This is a genomic window from Solwaraspora sp. WMMB335, assembly GCF_049179075.1.
Lineage (GTDB): Bacteria > Actinomycetota > Actinomycetes > Mycobacteriales > Micromonosporaceae > Micromonospora_E.
This window is the reverse complement of record NZ_JBMHMF010000001.1, coordinates 2,036,495-2,056,944: the sequence shown is the minus strand read 5'-3', so window position 1 is coordinate 2,056,944 and position 20,450 is coordinate 2,036,495. Positions and strand designations below refer to the sequence as shown.

The 20,450-nt window shown below is 70.4% G+C and carries 20 protein-coding genes and 1 pseudogene; 15 read left to right on the top strand and 6 right to left on the bottom strand.

The window, feature by feature from the left end:
- Positions 1-54 precede the first annotated feature (54 nt).
- From lepB (ACN27F_RS08585) to ACN27F_RS08560, 6 genes are all read left to right on the top strand, one after another.
- Complete coding sequence (gene lepB, locus ACN27F_RS08585; RefSeq protein ID WP_421432207.1) at positions 55-903, top strand: signal peptidase I; 849 nt, start codon at positions 55-57, stop codon at positions 901-903.
- The gene (gene lepB, locus ACN27F_RS08580; protein WP_421432205.1) at positions 900-1,532 is read left to right on the top strand and encodes a signal peptidase I; all 633 of its coding nucleotides are present in this window, start codon (positions 900-902) and stop codon (positions 1,530-1,532) included. The genes lepB (ACN27F_RS08585) and lepB (ACN27F_RS08580) overlap by 4 nt, the downstream gene beginning before the upstream one ends.
- Before the next feature lie 97 nt (positions 1,533-1,629).
- The gene (locus ACN27F_RS08575; RefSeq protein WP_421432203.1) at positions 1,630-2,130 is read left to right on the top strand and encodes an NUDIX hydrolase; all 501 of its coding nucleotides are present in this window, start codon (positions 1,630-1,632) and stop codon (positions 2,128-2,130) included.
- Positions 2,124-2,951 (top strand): ribonuclease HII, encoded by an 828-nt coding sequence (locus tag ACN27F_RS08570; protein WP_421432201.1) that lies wholly within the window; start codon positions 2,124-2,126, stop codon positions 2,949-2,951. Before ACN27F_RS08575 ends, ACN27F_RS08570 begins: the two co-directional genes overlap by 7 nt.
- Positions 2,948-3,271 (top strand): DUF2469 domain-containing protein, encoded by a 324-nt coding sequence (locus ACN27F_RS08565; RefSeq protein WP_421432199.1) that lies wholly within the window; start codon positions 2,948-2,950, stop codon positions 3,269-3,271. Before ACN27F_RS08570 ends, ACN27F_RS08565 begins: the two co-directional genes overlap by 4 nt.
- 150 nt (positions 3,272-3,421) lie before the next feature.
- Positions 3,422-4,189 carry a M23 family metallopeptidase gene (locus ACN27F_RS08560; RefSeq protein WP_421432197.1) on the top strand — a complete coding sequence of 256 codons (768 nt, stop codon included), beginning with the start codon at positions 3,422-3,424 and terminating at the stop codon, positions 4,187-4,189.
- On the opposite strand, the gene ACN27F_RS08555 is transcribed toward ACN27F_RS08560, so the two are convergent.
- The 5 genes and pseudogenes from ACN27F_RS08555 to ACN27F_RS08535 form a co-directional block, all read right to left on the bottom strand.
- The gene (locus tag ACN27F_RS08555) at positions 4,071-5,276 is read right to left on the bottom strand and encodes an aminotransferase class V-fold PLP-dependent enzyme (protein ID WP_421432195.1); all 1,206 of its coding nucleotides are present in this window, start codon (positions 5,274-5,276) and stop codon (positions 4,071-4,073) included. The genes ACN27F_RS08560 and ACN27F_RS08555 overlap by 119 nt on opposite strands.
- 166 nt (positions 5,277-5,442) lie before the next feature.
- Positions 5,443-6,390, bottom strand: coding sequence for a tyrosine recombinase XerC (locus tag ACN27F_RS08550; protein WP_421432193.1), 948 nt, complete (start codon positions 6,388-6,390; stop codon positions 5,443-5,445).
- A gap of 99 nt (positions 6,391-6,489) precedes the next feature.
- Positions 6,490-7,677 carry a DNA-processing protein DprA gene (dprA, locus tag ACN27F_RS08545; protein WP_421432191.1) on the bottom strand — a complete coding sequence of 396 codons (1,188 nt, stop codon included), beginning with the start codon at positions 7,675-7,677 and terminating at the stop codon, positions 6,490-6,492.
- The gene (locus ACN27F_RS08540) at positions 7,677-9,194 is read right to left on the bottom strand and encodes a YifB family Mg chelatase-like AAA ATPase (protein ID WP_421432190.1); all 1,518 of its coding nucleotides are present in this window, start codon (positions 9,192-9,194) and stop codon (positions 7,677-7,679) included. The genes dprA and ACN27F_RS08540 overlap by 1 nt, the downstream gene beginning before the upstream one ends.
- A 268-nt stretch (positions 9,195-9,462) precedes the next feature.
- Positions 9,463-9,820 (bottom strand): annotated as a pseudogene (locus ACN27F_RS08535) (YraN family protein).
- A 317-nt stretch (positions 9,821-10,137) separates the two neighbouring features.
- Between ACN27F_RS08535 and ACN27F_RS08530 the strand changes: the two are divergent.
- The 8 genes from ACN27F_RS08530 (at position 10,138) to ACN27F_RS08495 (ending at position 18,371) form a co-directional block, all read left to right on the top strand.
- Positions 10,138-11,067 (top strand): hypothetical protein, encoded by a 930-nt coding sequence (locus tag ACN27F_RS08530; RefSeq protein WP_421432188.1) that lies wholly within the window; start codon positions 10,138-10,140, stop codon positions 11,065-11,067.
- Between the two features lie 329 nt (positions 11,068-11,396).
- A complete protein-coding gene (gene rpsB / locus ACN27F_RS08525; RefSeq protein WP_421432186.1) occupies positions 11,397-12,221 on the top strand; it encodes a 30S ribosomal protein S2 in 825 nt (274 codons plus the stop codon).
- A gap of 41 nt (positions 12,222-12,262) precedes the next feature.
- On the top strand, positions 12,263-13,093 hold the full coding sequence (gene tsf / locus ACN27F_RS08520) for a translation elongation factor Ts (protein ID WP_421432184.1): 831 nt from the start codon (positions 12,263-12,265) through the stop codon (positions 13,091-13,093).
- Between the two features lie 167 nt (positions 13,094-13,260).
- On the top strand, positions 13,261-14,028 hold the full coding sequence (gene pyrH / locus ACN27F_RS08515) for a UMP kinase (RefSeq protein ID WP_421432182.1): 768 nt from the start codon (positions 13,261-13,263) through the stop codon (positions 14,026-14,028).
- Between the two features lie 79 nt (positions 14,029-14,107).
- On the top strand, positions 14,108-14,665 hold the full coding sequence (gene frr, locus ACN27F_RS08510) for a ribosome recycling factor (protein WP_421432181.1): 558 nt from the start codon (positions 14,108-14,110) through the stop codon (positions 14,663-14,665).
- The gene (locus tag ACN27F_RS08505) at positions 14,665-16,065 is read left to right on the top strand and encodes a phosphatidate cytidylyltransferase (RefSeq protein WP_421432180.1); all 1,401 of its coding nucleotides are present in this window, start codon (positions 14,665-14,667) and stop codon (positions 16,063-16,065) included. The genes frr and ACN27F_RS08505 overlap by 1 nt, the downstream gene beginning before the upstream one ends.
- A 103-nt stretch (positions 16,066-16,168) precedes the next feature.
- The gene (gene rlmN / locus ACN27F_RS08500) at positions 16,169-17,296 is read left to right on the top strand and encodes a 23S rRNA (adenine(2503)-C(2))-methyltransferase RlmN (protein ID WP_421432179.1); all 1,128 of its coding nucleotides are present in this window, start codon (positions 16,169-16,171) and stop codon (positions 17,294-17,296) included.
- A gap of 37 nt (positions 17,297-17,333) precedes the next feature.
- On the top strand, positions 17,334-18,371 hold the full coding sequence (locus ACN27F_RS08495) for a DivIVA domain-containing protein (RefSeq protein ID WP_421432177.1): 1,038 nt from the start codon (positions 17,334-17,336) through the stop codon (positions 18,369-18,371).
- Between the two features lie 28 nt (positions 18,372-18,399).
- Here ACN27F_RS08495 and ACN27F_RS08490 read toward each other — a convergent pair whose 3' ends face one another.
- A complete protein-coding gene (locus ACN27F_RS08490) occupies positions 18,400-18,678 on the bottom strand; it encodes a DUF2631 domain-containing protein (protein ID WP_421432175.1) in 279 nt (92 codons plus the stop codon).
- 151 nt (positions 18,679-18,829) lie between these two features.
- Here ACN27F_RS08490 and ACN27F_RS08485 point away from each other — a divergent pair, with 151 nt between their 5' ends.
- Positions 18,830-20,440 (top strand): Rieske 2Fe-2S domain-containing protein, encoded by a 1,611-nt coding sequence (locus ACN27F_RS08485; protein WP_421432173.1) that lies wholly within the window; start codon positions 18,830-18,832, stop codon positions 20,438-20,440.
- The last annotated feature ends 10 nt before the right edge of the window (positions 20,441-20,450 follow it).

The following is a 20,450-nucleotide window of genomic DNA, read 5'->3' as shown; positions in this document are numbered from 1 at the left end:
GGCTCCGGGACGCGGACGACGCGGGGCCGCCCGCGCCGGGCAAGTCGGTCCAGCATGCAGATGGTCCAGCGGCGGCGTCGCCAGATGCCACTGTGGCAGGAGCTCCCGCTGCTGCTCGTCGTGGCCTTCTGTCTCGCGGTGCTGATCCGGTCGTTCCTGTTGCAGGCGTTCTTCATCCCTTCGGGCTCTATGGAGGAGACGCTGCTCATCGGGGACCGGGTCCTGGTCAACAAGGTCGTCTACGATGTCCGGGACCCGTCACGCGGTGAGGTGGTGGTCTTCCGGGGCACCAACGACTGGGCACCGGAACACGTCGACGATCCGAATCTCGGCTTCCTGGCCAAACTCAGCCGGACCGTCGGTGATCTGGTCGGCATCGGCCGTCCCGGCGAGAAAGACTTCATCAAGCGGGTCATCGGGGTGCCGGGCGACCGCATCCTCTGCTGTGACGACCAGGGCCGGCTCACCGTCAACGGGCAGCCGTTGGACGAGTCTGCCTACGTTCTGGAGGATTCCCCGCTCGACATTCCGCCTAATCCCGGTGAGTGTCGGTCCCGCCGATTCGGGGAGATCGTGGTCGAGCCGGGACACCTGTTCGTGATGGGGGACCACCGGTTGGTGTCCCAGGACTCCCGCTGCCAGGGTCAGGTGCCGATCGACAACGTCATCGGGCGCGCCTTCGTGATCGTGTGGCCACAGGACCGCTGGGATCCGTTGTCCGTGCCGGACACCTTCGACGACCTGCCGGCGCCGGCGGCGACCCCGGCTGCGGTCGATCGTCCCGACGGCACTCCGGAAACCTCGGGCGACCTGGTGGTCGTGCTTCCCGTACTGATTCCGTTACTGTTCGCCTCGCGCTCCGCTCGGCCGTTGTCAGCCAGACGTCGTAGGCTCCCGTTGTGATCGACGAGCAGACCAAGAAAAAGCCCAATTCCTTCTGGCGTGAGCTACCGATCCTGTTGGGCGTGGCGGTTCTCGTCGCAGTCCTGGTCCGGGCGTTCGTTCTGCAGACCTTCTACATCCCGTCGCCGTCGATGGAGCACACCCTCGACATCTACGACCGGGTGCTGGTCAACAAGGTCGTCTACCACTTCCGGTCACCCGAGCGCGGCGAGATCATCGTGTTCCGGGCACCACCGGAGTGGAGCAGCAACCCGGACGGCGAGGACTTCATCAAGCGGGTCATCGGGGTGGGCGGGGACCGGGTCGAGTGCTGTGACCCCGAGGAACGGCTGATCGTCAACGGGCAGCCGCTGGACGAGCCCTACATCTACTCCGAGGGCGGGATCCAGGATCCGGCCGCGGTCGGCCCGTTCGACATCACCGTGCCCGAAGGCCGGCTGTGGGTGATGGGCGACCACCGGTCCGCCTCGGGCGACTCCCTGGAGCACTGGGATCGCGGCGGCGACATCGAGATCGCCACCATCTCGCAGGACGCGGTCGTCGGCCGGGCGTTCACGGTCTTCTGGCCGCTGGACCGGGCGACCTGGCTCACCGTACCCGAGCCGTTCGAGTCCGTGCCCGATTCATGACCGGCGACCCAGGGCGGCGGCGGAGTCAGTCCACGGAGGCCACGGAATCGTGCCGGCCGCATCCCGGCGAGCCGGGTACGTCTCCTACGCTGGACAGGTGACGGACGCGGAGCTGACGGCCGATCACGCGCTCGGCGGTACGCGGCACCGTCGAGGCGCGCGAATCCTGCTGGTCGACTCGGCCGACCGGGTGTTGTTGCTGCACGGGCGAGATCCGGCCCGGCCGGGACACCGATACTGGTTCACCCCGGGCGGTGGCCTGCTGCCCGGCGAGAGCGCGGCCGCCGGCGCGGCCCGGGAACTCGCCGAGGAGACCGGCCTGCGGATCACGCCGACTGAGCTCGGCACCGCGGTCTGGCAGGAGACGGTCGAGTTCCCCTTCGGCGGGCGGCGGTACCGGCAGGAACAGCAGTTCTTCCTGCTACGGGTGCCTGCGTGGCAGGTCGACACCAGCGGCTTCGACCAGCTTGAACGTGAAACGATCGACGGTCACCGGTGGTGGCCGGTGGCGGAGCTGGCGGTGACCCGGCAGCGCTACTACCCGGCCGATCTGCCGGCGCTGCTGCACCGCCTGCTCGGGAGGGCCGAGGCGTGCTGACCCCACCGCGGACCGTGGTCCGCCGCGATGCCGGACTCTACGCACTGGAACGCGCTTTGCAGCGGCGCGGGTTCGCCCATGTGGCCGGAGCCGACGAGGCCGGTCGGGGCGCCTGTGCCGGCCCGCTGGTGGCCGGGGCGGCGGTGCTGCCGCCGGGACGGCGGGGCGAGGTGGCGGGTCTGGCCGACTCGAAGTTGCTCACCCCGGCCGCCCGGGAACGGGTCTACACTGCGGTGTGCGACCAGGCACTGGCGTACCGGGTGGTGGTCGTCCCGGCGGACGAGGTCGACCGGCTTGGTCTGCACGTGTGCAACCTGGCCGCGATGCGCCGGGCGTTGGCCGGCCTGGTCGTGCCGCCGGACTACGTACTCACCGACGGGTTCGGTGTCGACGGGCTCGGCGTACCGGGGCTGGCGGTCTGGAAGGGCGACCGGGTGGCCGCCTGCGTCGCTGCGGCGAGCGTGCTGGCCAAGGTGACCCGGGACCGGATCATGGTGGAGCTGGACGATCGCTATCCGGGATACGGGTTCGCCGAGCACAAGGGGTACGTCACCGCCGACCACCGAGCCGCGCTGCATCGGCAAGGGCCGTGCGCCGAGCACCGATTCTCGTACGTCAACGTCGCGGCCGTAGCCGGCCGGTCGGCGCGTCCACCCCGCGCCCGTCGACCGGCAGGTGAGACCGGCACGGACATCGGCAACAGTGAGCCGATGGGGCGGCCCGACCCGGTACGGGGTACCGTCGGCGTGGCGTTGGACGAGCAGCTTCGCCAACCGGCGCTACTGGGGGAAGATGTGGTCATGGAAGGCGGATGGCGATGAGCGCCGAAGATCTCGAAAAGTACGAGACCGAGATGGAGTTGCAGCTCTACCGGGAGTACCGCGACATCGTCCGCCAGTTTTCGTACGTGGTCGAGACCGAGCGCCGGTTCTATCTGGCGAACCAGGTCGACCTGCACGTACGCAATTCTGACGGCGAGGTGTACTTCGAGGTCGAGATGCACGACGCCTGGGTCTGGGACATGTACCGCCCGGCCCGCTTCGTGAAGAACGTCCGAGTGATGACGTTCAAAGACGTAAATGTCGAAGAACTGGACAAACCAGAGATATCACTTCCGGCGGACTCGGGTTTCAACGGCTGAGCGCAGCGGTCGACCCCCCGGCGACCGGCGACGGCTCGCCCCATACCAAATCGAGCTTCCCGTCGGCTCGGTATCCACAGGTGACCGGCTGTCCACAGGCCATGCCGGTCATTGTTGTGGGCGGCGACTGACGGCTGCCAACCTGCCGGAATGCGACATCACATCTATGTGTTGGCGATCGCCCTCGCCACCGCCACCAGCAGCCCGGCACCGCTGGACGGGCCCGAAACCGACGCCGTGCCGTCGCCCGGTGACCGGGCCGTGCCGTCGCCCGGTGACCGGGCCGTGCCGTACGCACGCCACCACTTCGTCGCGCCGCTGGTCGGCGACTGGCGGGTCACCCGGCGGTTCGACCCGCCCGCGGTGCCGTGGGGCCGCGGGCATCGTGGTGTCGACCTCGCTGCGGCCGTAGGAGCCACGGTGCGGTCCGCTGGCGCGGGCACGGTCAGCTATGCCGGTCGGATCGCCGATCGATCAGTGGTGAGCGTTACCCACGACGGAGGGCTGCGGACCACGTACGAGCCGGTCGATCCGGTCCTCGTGGCTGGCACCCGGGTGGATCCCGGGACGGCGATCGGCACCGTGGCAGCCGGTCACCGCGGCTGTCCGGTACCGGCATGCCTGCACTGGGGGCTGCGGCACGATGGCGATGGCGCCACCTATCTCGATCCGCTGCTGCTGCTCGGCAACGGCCGGGTGCGTCTGCTACCGCTGGCTCAGGGCGAGCAGCTCCAGGGCGTCGCGGCCGGTCCCGGGGCCGGGCCGCCCGAGCCCGCCGACCGAGGGCTGGCTGCGGGAGCTAGCTCGCGGCACGATCGAGCAGCCCCGGAAGCTGTCCGGCGATCCGGTCGTACTCTTCGGCCCGGTTGTAGACCTGGGCGCAGATGCGCAACCAGGTCCGGCCGGACCACCAGTTGACCGACACTTCGGCAGCGAGCTGTTCGGCGATGCGTAGCCGCAGCGCCTGCGCCTGCTCGACGCCACCGGCAATCCCGTCGGGCAACGGAATCAGCCGCATCGCCAGACTGGCGGCCTCCGGTAGCCGCCCGTCCGGCACCGGCAACTCCTCCGGCGGCACACCGAGCGCGGCGCCGATGACCCGCTGACCGTAGTGCGCCAGTGCGGCGTTGTGCGTACGAACCCGGTCGATGCCGAGGCTTCGCAAGGCGAACAGGCCCGCCGGCGCGGCCAGCCACGGGGTGTAGTCCCGGGTGCCTTGCCACTGGACCCGTTGCGGGTAGCCGGACTCCTGCTCCCAGGAGACTCCGAGCGGCTCGATTCGCTCCCGCCAGCGGTCGGCGACCGCGAGCAGGGCGGTCCCACGTGGTGCGAACGCCCACTTGTGCAGGTTGCCGACCCAGAAGTCGGCGCCTATGTCGCCGACCGTGACGGGCAGCATCCCCGGCACGTGCGCCGCGTCCACCATGACCGGCACACCGGCGTCGCTGGCAGCGGCGGCGATCGATGCCACCGGGAACAGCCGGGCGGTCGGTGAGGTGACCTGGTCGACCACGAGCAATCGGGTACGTCCCGGTCGCAGCGCCGCACGGATCGTCTCGAGGACCTCGTCCGCATCCGCTTCGATCGGAATCCGCACGACCCGTCGGGTCGCTCCGGTGCGCCGGCACGCCCGGTCGACCGACATCGTGACCGCCCCGTACCCATGGTCGGTGAGCAGGATCTCGTCACCGGTCGACAGCCCCAACGACTGCAGCACGATGGCGGTCGCCGTGGTGACGTTGTCGACCAACGCCGCCCCGTCCGCGGGTGTGCCCAGGAAAGCAGCCAGATGCCGGCGGGTGTGCGCCAGTCGTTCCGGCAACCCTTGGGTGAAGAATCTGTCCGGGTTGGACTCCATTTCATCCCGTATCCGGTGCTGCGTCCGCTGCACGGTGATCGGCGGCGCGCCGAAGGATCCATGGTTCAGGTGGGCGGTCGCCGGATCGAGTGAGAACAGCAGCCGTGCGCCGGGCAGCGGTTCAGGGGGATCCACACCGGCACTCATGGAGCGATACTAGATCCGGCCAGCGCACCGCAGAGCCAGCGCACCGCAGAGCGACAGGCCAATCGGGTAGATCCGGCCTGCTGCCCACTGAAGCACCTGACCGGGCCGGCGCCGTCCCGCCGGACCCGGCACCCACGCGCCAGCGCCGGCGCGGTACGACGGCCGGTCAGGCCCGCGGGTGTGCCTGTCGGTAGGCGTCGCGGAGCCGTTCCACCGAGACGTGCGTGTAGATCTGGGTGCTGGACAGCGAGGCGTGCCCGAGCAGTTCCTGGACGGACCGCAGGTCCGCGCCACCAGCCAGCAGATGGGTGGCGGCAGAGTGGCGTAGGCCGTGCGGCGTGACGTGCGGTACGCCAGCCGCCCGCGCAGCTCCGGTGACGATCCGGCGAACCACTGTGGCCTGTATCCGTGCGCCCTTGGCACCGAGCAGTAGCGCCTCGCCGGATCGTGGCCCGACCAGTGCCGGCCGGCCACGGCGCAACCAGTCCTCGACAGCGGCGTCCGCGGGCTCACCGTACGGCACGGATCGTTCCCGGTCGCCCTTGCCGAGCACCCGGACCAGACGACGGCCATGGTCGACGTCACCCAGATCGAGGCCGCACAGCTCGCTGACCCGGATGCCGGTGGCGTACAGCAGTTCCACGGCGGCGCGGTCGCGTAGCCGTAGCGGGTCGTCCACGCCGACGGGCTCGATCATCAACTGGGCCGCTTGTTCGATCCGGAGCACGGTCGGCAACGTCCGATGCGGCCGGGGACTGGCCAGGGTCGCGGCCGGGTCGGTGCCGATCAGATCGTTGCGGTGCGCCCAGGCGCAGAAGGTGCGCGCGGTGGCGGCCCTGCGGGCCAGCGTCGTCCGGGCCGCGCCCAGCGTGCGTTGCTGAGCCAGCCAACTCCGCAGCACGGCGATGTCCAGGTCGTGGAGAGCCTGTCGGCCCATCCGGGTGGCGTGGTCGAGCAGCGACACCACATCGCTGACATAGGCCCGGACCGTGTGCGGCGAGCGGTTCTCCACCAGCGCCAGCTGCCGGGCGAAGTCGTCGACAGCGTCGCGCAGCGCCGTCGGTAGGTTGTCATGCCTGCCTGCCGTGCTCCGGTTGGACTCGCGTCGACCCATCCGCCGACTGTCGGACCGATCCGGCGCTTGGTCAAGTGGCCTCGCCGACGGGCTGGCCGAGCTGACTGGTCAGGCCGGCTCAATCGGGCCTGACTAACCTCACCGAGGAGCCGGCTGGGTGAGCCGGTACCGTCCATCAACGCCGGTCAGCAGGCCCTGTGCCTGCAACGCGGAGACCTGCCGGAGGGCTGTGCGGATGTCCACCCCGGCCCGGCCGGCCAGGTCGTCCAAGCCGATGAGACCCCGACCCGGTACCGCCTCGAGGATCCGGGCGGCCTGAGGGTCGAGCTTGTCCCGGGGCCGCACCGGCCCGCGCGGGGTCGGTGCCAGATCGAACCCGATCCGGCCGATCTCCTCCTGCACGTGCGCCACTGCGGCGACCAGCCGTGCCTGCGGGTGATCCCGCAGGATCTCATGGCAGCCGACCGACATCGCCGAGGTCACCGGGCCGGGCACCACCATGGCCGCCCGGCCGATGGCCAGCGCTCGGCGTACCGTCTGGGTCGCGCCGCTGCGCGCGCCGGCCTCGACCACCACCGTGCCGGAGGTCACCGCTGCGATCAGCCGGTTGCGGACCAGGAAACGGTGCCGCAGCGGCTCCGCTCCGGGCAACCATTCGCTGATCAGCAGACCGGTCTCGGCGATCTGGTCGAACAACGCGGCGTTTCCACTCGGGTAGGGCCGGTCTATACCGCAGGCCAGAACCGCTGCGGTCGGTCCGCCGGCGGCGAGCGCGCCACGGTGAGCGGCCGAGTCGATGCCGTAGGCGCCGCCGGAGACGACGGTCCAGCCACGGTCGGCGAGACCATGCCCGAGCTCCCCGCCGACGTGGCGGCCGTACTCGGTCGGTGCCCGCGTTCCGACCACGGCCACCGACTTGCTCAAGGCGGCATCCAGCGGCAGCGGCCCGCGGACCCACAGCGCCAGCGGTGGGGCGCTGTCGCGCAGGCCAGCCGGGCCGCTGGCCGGATGCGACCGGCGTACCAGACGCAGCAGGTCGTCGATCTGCCGTGGCCATTGGGGATCCTCGGGCGTCACCAGATGTGCGCCCACCCGCGCCGCTCGGTCGAGCGCGGCAGCGGCCACCTCGTGCGGGTCGGCGGTCGAGCGGCGCGCCGCCGCCGCTGTCCGGGCCGGCTCGTCCAGGCCCTGGCCCTCGCGGATCTGGGCCAGCGCCGCCGTCGGTCCGACCGTGCTGACCAGCCGATGGACCGCAGCGTTGCCGGGCTCGGCGAGCCAGGTCAACGCCACTCTGGCGAGCTTGGTATCAGGATCGGTCTGACTCATCACATCTCTCCGGTGCGCAACTGGATGGCTTCGTCGACGTCGCCGGAGTCGGGGCGGGTACGCGCGTCGAGGTCGGCGATGGACCAGGCCAACCGCAGAACCCGGTCAAAGCCGCGAGCGGAGATGGCGCCGGTGTCGAGCCGGTGCCGCAACGCCGCCGTGTCGGCCGGTGGCAGCCGCCACGGGGGCTGGCGTAGCGCCGGACCCGGTACGGTGGCGTTGCTCCGCCACCCCGACCCCGACCAGCGGTCGACGGCGGCGGTCCGGGCGGCCGCGACCCGGTCGGCGACGACAGCGGACGGTTCCGTCGGGGAACTGGTCGCGAGCAACTCGGCGGCCCGGATCGCGGGAATGTTGATCTGCAGGTCGATCCGGTCCATCAGCGGGCCCGACAACCGGGCACGGTAGCGACGGCGCACCGTCGGCGGGCATTCGCAGTACTGGTCGCCGGCGGGCTTGGCACACGGACATGGATTGGCGGCCAGCACGAGTTGGCACCGGGCCGGGTATTCGGTGACCCCGAGCGCCCGAGTGATCAACACCCGGCCCTTCTCCAAGGGCTGCCGCAACGATTCCAGCGCGCGGGTGTTGAACTCGGCGGCTTCGTCGAGGAAGAGCACTCCTTGGTGGGCCAGGGAGACCGCTCCGGGCCGGGCCAGACCGGTGCCGCCGCCGACCAGGGACGCGACGGTGGCCGAGTGGTGCGGTGCCTGGAACGGCGGCCGTCGCAGCAGCGGGCTGCCGGGTGGTAGCACGCCGGCGATCGAGTGCAGCGCCGAGACTTCCAGCGCAGCCTCGTCGTCGAGCTCCGGTAGCAGGCCGGGGAGCCGCTCGGCCAGCATGGTCTTGCCGGCACCGGGCGGTCCGAGCAACGCGAGATGATGGCCGCCGGCCGCAGCGATCTCCAAGGCCCGCTTGCCCAGGCCCTGACCAGCGACATCGGCCAGATCCGGACCTGGTTGGGCAGCTGCCGGAGCCGGAATCGGTGCGTCGAGCAAGGCGCCTTCCCCATGGATGAAGGAGACCAGCCGGTGCAGCGTGTCCACCGCCTTCACCCGGACGCCGGGCACGGCGGCGGCTTCGGCTGCGTTGGCCACCGGAACGACGACCCGGGTCGCACCGGCACGTGCCGCTGCGGCCACCATCGGCAGCACTCCGCGGACCGGCCGCACGGTGCCGTCGAGGCCGAGTTCACCGAGCAGCGCCACGCCGTCGACCGGGGCGAGCGGCAGCTCGCCGGCCCCGCCGAGCAGGGCGGTCGCCACCGCGAGATCGAACCCGGAACCGATCTTCGGCAGGGTGGCCGGCAGCAGATTGACGGTGATCCGCCTGCTCGGCCACTGCTGGCCGGAATTGACGATCGCGGCTCGCACCCGGTCTCGGGCCTCGTGCAGGGTGGTGTCGGGGAGCCCCGAGATGATCACCGCCGGCAGTCCGGCGGCGACATCCGCCTCGACTTCGACCAGATGGCCGGTGACGCCGACCAACCCGACACACAGGACCTTGGCGTAGCTCATCGCACGCCCGCCAGCACGCGTGTCGGTAGGACAGGTAGCTCCAGGGCCAGGACGGTGGGTCCGGCCTGCCCGCGCGCGAAGCCGGATCGGCCGCGAATGTTCTCCCGGTGACTCGTCATGTCGTCGACTGTGGTCGTTCGGCGGCGGGCGGACCACCTGATCGCAATGGTCTGTGGACAGCGGCGGCGGCTGTGGACGGCGAAACGATCATGAAGTGTTTCTGCTACAGAAGCTCGCCTGCTCTCCCACCCCGCTCGCCCACCCGCTTTCAGAACATCGCCTGCAGGTGGTCGACCTTTGCCGCACCGCGCCCGCCGACCAGCACGGCGACGACGTCGAAACGCACCGCACGTCGGCCGTGGTCGCGGTGGGCGGCCAACCAGGCGGCGGCCACCTGGCGGATGCGCCGTGCCTTGGCGGCGGTGACGGCCTCGACCGGATCGCCGTACCGGCTGGTACGCCTGGTCTTCACTTCGCAGAACACGAGGATGTCGCCGTCGCGGGCGACGATGTCGATCTCGCCGGACCGGCAACGCCAGTTGCGGTCGACGATGACGAGCCTCGACGAGATGGTTCACCGCACACCGTTCGCCGTACGCCCCGATTGCCTGTCTGACAGCGCTCATCGGGCAACTGTCGGCGCCCGTCCGCCGGTGCCGCCGCACAGCGGGCACGGCTGTGCACAGCCGCCCGGGCTGTGGACACCTCGGCCGGAAGGCGGGCAGATGTGCTAATGGACCATGGCGAAATCGCGGGTCGCCGTCGGCCGGTGGTTTCCGGGGACGCCGACCGCTTGGGCGCAGGACGGGTAAGACCCCGGCGCAGGACGGGTAAGACCCGGCGCAAGCCGGAGGCGTGCCCTGCGAAGCAGGCCGAGAATCCCAGAGATTCTCAGAACGGCAAGGTGGCGGTGGCCCTGGTCGGTGACATACGGTGCCTGTCCGTGGACCCCAACCGAAGCTACCCGGAGGACGCCGACCCGCGGTGGTACTCCGAGCGCACCTACATCGAGCAGCCCTGGCCGTCCGGCTCCGCGGACCGGTATCCGGTCGCGGAACCGCGCAACGGCGGCTCCGCGTCGTCGGCCGAATCCGCTGCCGACCGCTTCGATGACGATCCGCTCGGCATGGGCAGCCGGTACGGTGAGCCGGGCCGCTACCCCGACCAGTCCGGTTACACCGATGAGTTCACCGCCGCAGACAGCACCGGCGAGCTGCGCACGGGCCGATCGGCGCGGACGGCACCGCTGGAACCCGGCCGACGGGCCGTAGCGGAACCCGGTCGGCGGCCGACCGGCGAACCCGGTCGGCGAAATGTCGGTGAATCGGGCCGGCGTGCGGCGGCCGCGCCGGAGCCGGACAGTGGCGATCCGGCGCCCGCGGGGGACGCCGTACGGGATGGCGACGCGGGCCGCGGCAGTGATCCGAGTCGGTCGGGTGAGCTGCCGAGCTCGGTGAACGTGCCGACCGGGCTGATGCCGCCGGTGTCCCCCCGCCAGCCGGCGGAAACGCCGCCCGGCGAGTACGGCCGCCGGCCGCCGGCTGGTGGACCGTCCGGCGGGGTCTTCGGCGACGGCGTCTACCGCAGCCGGCGCCCGGCACTGGCCATCCTGTACGCCGTCGGGGTGATGATCTTCGAGGTGCCGGCGCTGCGCCTGCTGCTGGACGGGGCACTCGCCGACCCGGTTCAGGTAGGTGCGGTGGTCGCCGGTACGGCGTTGATGGTGGCGCTGCCCGCGTTCGGCGTCGGTCTGCTCGGGCTGACCACCGGGGCGACCAAGGTGGGTGACCCGACCAACGCCTGGTTACGCCCGCCGACCGCCTACCTCCTGGTGGGTCTGGTGCTGTTCGTCGTCGCTGGCCTGGCCGGCTGAAGGCACCGGACTTCAGCCGGCCGAGAGCCCCGGATCCTGGCCGGCTGAAGGCGCCGGCCCCGCCGGTCGACTTCGAGTGCGCGAGCGGGTGCTCGACCCGGTGACCGAACCGGCCTGGCGGTCCTGGGACCGGACGTAGGGCGTACACTGGGCAACTGGCGACCGCTGTGCGGTCGACCTCGCGCGCCCTTCTCCCTGGCGACAGCTGTGGGGGCGACGGTCCCCTGGTCCTGATCAGTCAGGCCCACCATGACCGGCCGACCGGGCGCCAGGACGCCCGGCCACCCGGCCGGCGTGACAACCAGGGACATACATACAGGGAGAAACACATGGCCGTCGTGACCATGCGTCAGCTGCTGGAAAGCGGTGTTCACTTCGGGCACCAGACCCGGCGCTGGAACCCGAAGATGAAGCGGTTCATCTTCACCGAGCGCAACGGCATCTACATCATCGACCTGCGGCAGACTCTCGACTACATCGAGAAGGCGTACACCTTCGTGCGGGACACCGTGGCGGACGGCGGCAACATCCTGTTCGTCGGCACCAAGAAGCAGGCCCAGGAAGCGATCGCCGAGCAGGCCACCAGGGTCGGTCAGCCGTACGTCAACCACCGCTGGCTCGGCGGCATGCTGACCAACTTCCAGACGGTGTACAAGCGACTGCAGCGGATGAAGGAGCTGGAGGCCCTCGACCTCACCGGCACCGCGCAGGGCTACACCAAGAAGGAGACCCTGCAGCTGTCCCGGGAAAAGGACAAGCTCAGCCGTACCCTCGGCGGGTTGCGGGACATGCAGAAGGTGCCGGCGGCCATCTGGGTCGTCGACACCAAGAAGGAGCACATCGCGGTCGACGAGGCCCGCAAGCTGGGCATTCCGGTGATCGCGGTGCTGGACACCAACTGCGATCCCGATGAGGTGGACTTCCCGATCCCGGGCAACGACGACGCGATCCGTTCCGCCGAGCTGCTCACCCGGGTGGTCGCCTCGGCGGTCGCCGACGGGCTGATCGCTCGCTCCGGCAAGTCGCGAGGTGCCGAGGACAAGCCGGAGCCGGGTGCCGTCGGCACCGACGAGCCGCTTCCGGAGTGGGAGCGTGAGCTGCTCGAAGGACCAGCGAACAAGGAAAACGAGCCCGCTTCCGCCGCCGCTGAATGACGACCACGCATCAGCAGCCTGACGAGATCGAAGAGAGAGTCATGTCCAACTTCACCGCCGCGGACGTCAAGAAGCTCCGCGACCTCACCGGCGCCGGCATGATGGACTGCAAGAAGGCGCTGCAGGAGGCCGAGGGCGACTTCGACAAGGCCGTCGAGATCCTGCGGATCAAGGGTGCCAAGGACGTCGGCAAGCGGGCCGGGCGCACCGCCGCCAACGGGCTGGTGGCGCACGCCGGTTCGGCGCTGCTGGAGCTCAACTGCGAGACCGACTTCGTCGCCAAGAACACCGACTTCATCGCGTTCGCCCAGCAGCTGGTCGAGCACGGGGAGCAGGTCAAGGCGGCGGATGCCGGGGCACTGCTGGGCAGCAGCCTGCCCGACGGCCGGTCGGTCGCCGACGCGGTACAGGAGCAGTCCGCCAAGATCGGCGAGAAGCTGGTGCTCAACCGGTTCGCCCGCCTCGACGGCACGGTCGCGGTCTATCTGCACCGCAAGGCGCAGGACCTGCCGCCGCAGGTAGGTGTCCTGGTGGCGTACGCCGGCAGGACCGACGAGGCCGGCGAGGCCGACGCCCGCGGGGTGGCGATGCAGATCGCGGCGATGCGGCCGCGGTTCCTCACCCGCGACGAGGTGCCGGCGGACACCGTCGAGTCGGAGCGCCGTATCGCCGAGCAGACCGCCCGCGAGGAAGGCAAGCCGGAAGCTGCCATGCCCAAGATCATCGAGGGCCGGGTCAACGCCTTCTTCAAGGACTTCGTCCTGCTGGAGCAGGCGTCGGTCGCGGACAACAAGAAGACAGTCAAGCGGGTGCTCGCCGAGGCCGGCATCGACGTCACCGGGTTCGTCCGGTTCGAAGTCGGCCAGGCCTGACCGGCCCTGGAGGCGGCGTCGGCGGCCGGGGCATGGACACTCGCCCTGCCGGACCGGGTTGACGAACGACGGAGGAGGCCGTTGGTGTACGTGACAGGCACCACGGCCTCCTCGTTCCGTAGGGTGGACGAGGCGGCGCAGACGGCAGCTAGGGAAGGGCGGGTCGGATGACGCAGGTAATGAGTGGGCACACGCTGGCGGCGGACGATCCGACGGCACCGCCGCCCGGGCGCTCCCGACGGGTGGTGCTGAAGCTCTCCGGTGAGGTGTTCGGCGGCGGCGCGATCGGCGTCGATCCCGACGTGGTGCAGGACATCGCCCGGCAGATCGCGACCGTGTCCCGCCTCGGCGTGCAGGTCTCCGTGGTGGTCGGTGGCGGCAACTTCTTCCGTGGGGCGGAGTTGCAAAAGCGCGGGATGGACCGGGCCCGGGCCGACTACATGGGCATGCTGGGCACGGTGATGAACTGCCTGGCGCTGCAGGACTTCCTGGAGAAGGAGGGCGTGGAGACGCGGGTGCAGTCGGCCATCACCATGGCGCAGGTCGCCGAGCCGTACATCCCCCTGCGAGCGATCCGGCACCTGGAGAAGGGCCGGGTGGTGATCTTCGGCGCCGGTGCCGGGATGCCTTATTTCTCCACCGACACGGTCTCCGCCCAGCGGGCGTTGGAGATCCACGCCGACGTGGTGTTGATGAGCAAGAACGGTGTCGACGGGGTGTATACGGCCGATCCGCGTACCGATCCCACCGCCCGCAAACTCGACACGGTGACCTTCGCCGAGGCGTTGCGGCGCGGGCTACGCGTCGCCGACGCCGCCGCGTTCAGCCTCTGCATGGACAACGACCTGCCGATGCTGGTGTTCGGCGCGCAGGGTGACGACACCATCGTGCGCGCGGTCGCCGGTGAACGTATCGGTACCTTGATCACGACCTGACCGCGTCGGCCGCCGCCCGCGGGCGGCGGCCGACGGTGTCACCAAGGACAGGGAACACCAGAAGGAGGCGACGGAACAGGTGATCGAGGAGACTCTGCTCGAAGCAGAGGAAAAGATGGAACGCGCGGTGGAGCACGCCAAGGAAGAACTGGGCGCGATCCGTACCGGGCGGGCCACCCCCGCGATGTTCTCCCGCATCGTGCTGGACTACTACGGCAGCCCGACGCCGATCACCCAGATGGCGTCCGTCGCGGTGCCCGAGCCACGCATGGCGATCATCAAGCCGTACGACATGTCCCAACTCGCCGCGATGGAGCGGGCCATCCGGGATTCGGATCTCGGAGTCAACCCCAACAACGAAGGTAACCAGCTACGTATCCTGCTTCCGCAGATGACTGAGGATCGCCGGCGGGAAATGATCAAGGTGGCTCGGGGCAAGGGCGAGGAGGCCAAGGTCGCCATCCGCAACGTCCGGCGCAAGGCCAAGGAGGAGCTTGACCGGATCGTCAAGGACGGCGAGGCCGGTGAGGACGACGGGCGGCGGGCCGAGAAGGAACTGGACGACCTGACCCACCGGTACGTCGCCAGCATCGACGATTTGGTCAAGCACAAGGAAACCGAGCTGCTCGAGGTCTGATGTCCGTTCCCGAGACCGCCGGCGGCGATTACCCGGACGCTCGTACTCGGGCGCGGCATCCCGGCGCCGCGCCTGAATCGTCCGCCCCGGGGACCCGCAACGGCCATCCGGCGGTCGAGCGGCCTGATCCGCCCGGCTGGGCGGGCCGTACCGGGCCCGACGCCCCGGCACCAGCCGGGCCGTACACCGGGACCGGAGAATTTCCGTACGCCGGCCCCGCCTCCGGCGCGGGCCGGTTCGCCGGACGCGCTCCGTCGGCCGAAACCGGATACGGCGCTGCGGCCTGGACGGTGGCCAGCCGTCCACCCGCCGCGCCGCCGGCCGACGGTGCCACCGGCCGGTACCTCCCCGACGGCGCCACCGGCCGGCGCTCCCCCGAGCCGGACGGCGCGGTCGGCTCCCCGCCCCGCGCCGGACCGGAGTCGGCGCGGCGGCGGGCCACGGCACGCCGCCGCACCGCGCGTCCCGACGCCGTCGACCACGCCGGTGCGGCCGACCATGCTGGTCCCACCGTCTCCCTGGGCGCCACCGCCGACCCCGACCGGGGAAGGGCTGACCAGGCGCCTGCCGGGACACCCGATCGGGCGTCGGGTCGGGCCGGCCGTAACCTGCCGGCTGCGATCGGCGTCGGCGTCGGCCTCGTCGCGCTCGTCGTCGGCTCGCTGCTCCTGTGGCGACCGGCGTTCCTCGGCGTCATCGTCCCGGCGGTCAGCGTCGGCATCTGGGAGATGAGCCGGGCGCTGCGTACCAGCGGTGCGCGAGTGCCGCTGCCGCCCCTGCTGGCCGGCGGTGTCCTGATGACACTTCTGGCGTGGCGGATCGGGCCGGACGCCCTCGCGCTCGGGCTGCTGGTGACGGTGCTCGCCACGCTGATCTGGCGACTTGGCGACGGTCCGACCGGCTACCAGCGCGACGCTGCGGCGGCCACGCTGGTCGCGCTCTACGTCCCGTTCCTCGGCGGCTTTGCCGCGTTGTTGGCCAGCCGCCCGGACGGTGATCTGCAGATCCTGGCAACGCTCGCCGCGGTGATCCTGTCCGACACCGGCGGTTACGCGGCCGGTGTCTTCTTCGGGCGGCACAAGATGGCGCCGACCGTGAGCCCGAAGAAGTCCTGGGAGGGATTTGCCGGCTCGGTCGCTGCGGCCGGCGCAGGCAGCGCCCTGCTGCTGTTCCTGTTCCTCGACGTGATGCCCTGGTGGGGTGCGCTCTTCGGGGTCGCGGTCTCGATCGCGGCCGTCCTCGGAGACCTCGGCGAATCCATGATCAAGAGGGATCTCCGGGTCAAGGACATGAGCAACCTGCTGCCCGGACACGGCGGACTGATGGACCGGCTCGACTCGATCCTGTTCGCGTTGCCGGTTTCCTACCTGGTCCTTACGCTGATCACGCCGGCCGGCTGAGCCGGTGCCGGAGCTGGCATAGGCCTGGTTGGTGATCATGATGGATCGATCCGTGCCCTGCGGCACGTCGGCTGCGGCGCGACCGTGGGAGACTGGACCCGCCATGGAGATCCTGCCGTTGACCCCGACCCGCCCGGCGCCTGCGCTGTCCGGCGGCCGCCCCGCCTTGCCTCCGCAGCACCTGGCTGACCTCGATCTCGCCGGGCGGCAGGCGGTCATGGCCGGACTCGGGCAACCCACCTACCGGGCCAAGCAGGTCTCATCCCACTACTTCGGCCGGCTGGTGCGTGATCCGGCCGCGATGACCGACCTGCCGGCCGCCACCCGGGACCCGATCACGCAACGGTTGCTGCCGACCCTGCTCACCCCGGTCCGCGAGAACACCTGCGACGGCGGGGCGACCCGCAAGGCGCTGTGGCGGCTGCACGACGGCGCCTTGGTCGAGAGCGTGCTGATGGGCTACCCCGACCGGGTCACCGTCTGCGTGTCGAGCCAGGCCGGTTGCGGGATGGCCTGCCCGTTCTGCGCCACCGGGCAGGCCGGGCTGACCCGCAACCTGTCCACCGCCGAGATCGTCGACCAGGTCGTCTACCTGGCTGCGGTGGCGGCGAGTGGCGCGGTCAGCGGCGCTCCGCGGCGGCTGTCCCATGTCGTGTTCATGGGCATGGGGGAGCCGCTGGCGAACTACTCCCGGGTGATCGCCGCGGTCCGCCGGCTGTGTGCCCCGCCGCCGGAGGGGTTGGGGCTGTCGCAGCGCCATCTGACCGTTTCCACGGTCGGTCTGGTGCCCGCGATCCGACGCCTCGCCGGAGAAGACCTTTCCGTGACACTTGCGCTGTCGTTGCACGCGCCCGATGATGATCTGCGCGATGAACTCGTGCCAGTCAACCAACGATGGAAGGTCGCTGAAGTCCTCGACGCCGCGTGGGAATATGCGGGCCGTACGGGTCGGCGGGTGTCCGTCGAATACGCGATGATCCGGGATGTGAACGACCAACCGTGGCGGGCCGATCTGCTGGGTCGATTGCTGGCCGGTCGGATGGCTCATGTGAATCTCATTCCGCTCAATCCGACTCCGGGCAGCCGCTGGGACGCCAGCCCCAAACCGGTCGAGCGGGAATTCGTCCGTCGGCTGCGCGCGGCCGGTGTCGCGGCCACCGTCCGGGACACCCGAGGCCGGGAGATCGACGGTGCGTGCGGGCAGCTCGCCGCCGCTGAGGTGGCGTCGTGAGTTGCCGATGTGATCAGCGAGTGAACCAGGAGACGTAGTGGCGAGTCAGGGACAGCGCTTCCGGCGCAGGGCGCTTCGTCGGGGCTACAAGGTCGACGAGGTCGACGCCTTCCTCGACCGTGTCGAAGCCACGCTCGCCGGCGAGCCCGTCGGATCACCGGTTTCCGCCCAGGAAGTGCACGATGTCGTCTTCCGGGTCCGGTTCAACGGCTACGACGAATGGCAGGTCGACCTGCACCTGGATCGGGTGGAACGGCAACTCGCCGAGCTGGAGGAACGCGGCCCGGCCAAGCGGGCGGCGGAGGTCCGGCCCTCGCCGGCCGACCGTATGCCGCCGCCGATGCGCGACGAGCGCCCGGTCCCGGCCGCGGGGCCGCAGCAGCTACCCCCCCGGCCGCAGCAACCCCAGCCGGGCGCGAGCCGCGACCCGTACGGTCACTATCCGGAGCAACCGACGGGTGGGTTCGGACGGTACGACGATCCGCGAGCCACTGGCGGCTACCCACCGGTGCCGGCAGGTCCACCACCGGCCGGGCCGCACAGCGGGCCCGGCCCGCACAGCGGGTTCGGACCCGGCCCGCAAGGCCGGTTCGACGGGTTCGAGCAGGGGCGGCACGGCAAAGCCGACATGACCGCGGAGATCTATTTTCCGGATCGCCGCGCCGGGATGGGCGGGCCACCGATGGCCGGACCGCCCGAGGGCAGGCCCGGCCAAGGAGGGATGGGCGGCGGCCCTGGCGGGATGCCTGGTCCGGGCGGGATGGGTGGTCCGGGCGGGATGGGTGGTGCCCCGATGGGCCCGCCCCCGGGTCTCGGCGGGCCCGGCAACGATCTGCAGCGGGTCGACCAGATCCGGCGCACCTTCCAGGTCCGCCGATTCGGCAGCGGATACGACCCCATGCAGGTCGACCGACTGTTCGAGGACATCCTGACGGCGATGGCTGGTCGCGGGCCGATGCCGGTCAACACCGCCGACCTCGACACCCTGCAGTTCGGGCTGGTCACCGGCGGCTACTTCGAAGCAGAGGTCGACGCGGCGCTGAAGGAGGTACAGGACATTCTCCGGGGGCGCTGACAGCCGGAGACGCTGTGACCGCCGGAGATCAGGAGCGCAGTCCGTTACGGCGTAGGACGATGTCGCCGATCACGATCGCCAGCAGCCCGACGGCCAGCCCGATCAGCCAGATGTTCTCGATCCGCCCCTCGTGGTTGCCGAAGAGCATGGCCAGCAGCACCAGCGCCGAGACGACGGCACCGATCCGCCCAGCCTTGCGGTGGCCCGGCTTGTGCTGGTCGGGCGACGTCACCGGCTCGGTTCCGGCCACTGGTGTCCTCCTTGCGTGGATCGGATGCTGCTGGCCCGGCGATCGGGTCGCGTTCATTGCCTGGAGATCGGTCCGGGCTCAGTCTGGCACGCGCATGGCCCGCCGTGCCGGCCGGGTGGTTGATCCCGGCGTCGCCGGCCGGGGCGTCCTGTGCCTCCGGTAGCGTCTCCGGCATACACCTCGTTTTGCAACCTAGGGGGTCTTCGCGGTGCGAGTGACGGGTACCGGGCACGCCAGCATGCGGATCGACACGGCTGCGGGCAGCATCCTGTGCGACCCGTGGGTCAATCCGGCCTACTTCGCCTCATGGTTTCCCTTCCCCGACAACTCCCGGCTGGACTGGGAGAGTCTCGGCAAGGTCGACTACCTCTACGTCTCCCACCTGCACCGGGACCACTTCGACGCGGCCCACCTCAAGCGGTACGTGTCGAAGAGGGCCACCGTGCTGCTGCCCGAGTACCCCACCTCGGAGCTGGAGGACGAGCTGCGCGAGCTCGGCTTCACCAGCTTCCTGCGGACCAGGACCAACGAGGTGGTCGAGCTCGACGGCGGGCTGAACGTCATGATCCAGGCATTGACCAGCCCCACCGACGGTCCGATCGGCGACTCGTCGCTCTGGGTCGAGCACGACGGCATCCGACTGCTCAACCAGAACGACGCCCGCCCCACCGACCTGGCGACCTTCGCCGCGCTCGGTCACGTACACGCGCACATGCTGCAGTTCTCCGGCGCGATCTGGTATCCCATGGTGTACGAGCTGCCGAGCAACGCCAAGACGGCGTTCGGCAAGCAGAAGCGGGAGCGCCAGTTCGACCGCACCTGGCGCTACATCGACGATCTGAAGGCGTCGTACGTGTTCCCGATCGCCGGCCCGCCGTGCTTCCTCGACGACGAGCTGTGGCAGTTCAACGACATCCACGGCGACGAGGGCAACATCTTCCCTGACCAGCAGGTCTTCCTGGACGAGTACGCCAAGGTCGGCGGCACCAACGGCATCGTGCTGCTGCCCGGGTCGGTCGCCGAGGTGACCGCCGACGACTGCCGCACCACGCACCCGCAGCCGGTGGCGGAGTTCTTCGCCGACAAGAAGGCTCACCTGGTCGAGATGCGCGCGCGCAAGCGGCCGATCATCGAGGCGGAGAAGACGTCCTGGCGGCACCCGGAGATCGACGTGCTGGCCGAGATGAAACGGCGCGTCGAGCCGTTGCTGGAGGAGTCGGTCTACCTGGCCAAGGGAGTCGGCGGCCCGGTCCGGTTCGACCTGGTCGACTACGACGGTGAGTCGGTCGAGTCGATCGTGGTGGACTTCCCGGGCAAGCAGGTCCGCCGGTACGCCGACGAGAAGGTCCGCTACCGGTTCCGCACCCAGCGGGCCCTGGTGGAGCACCTGCTGCACATCGGTGAGGTCGACTGGGTCAACTCGCTCTTCCTGTCCTGCCGCTTCTCCGCCGCCCGGATCGGCCAGTACAACGAGTTCGTCTACGCCTTCTTCAAGTGCCTGTCGCGGGAACGGCTGCAGTACGCCGAGGGCTGGTACGCCGAGCAGCGCCCGGACGCCGAGGACATCAAGATCGGTGACTGGATCGTGCAGCGGCGCTGCCCGCACCTCAAGGCCGACCTGACCCGGTTCGGCATCGTCGACGGCGACCAGCTCACCTGCCAGCTGCACGGTTGGCGGTTCGACCTGGCCAGCGGGCGCTGCCTGACCAGCGTCGGACACGAGATCAGGGCCCGACGCGCCGACGCATCCGCCCCGGCCGACTCGCCAACCGACTCGCCAACCGAGTCGTCGGCCGGCCAGCCGGTGGCACAGTCGTAGCGGCGCCGGG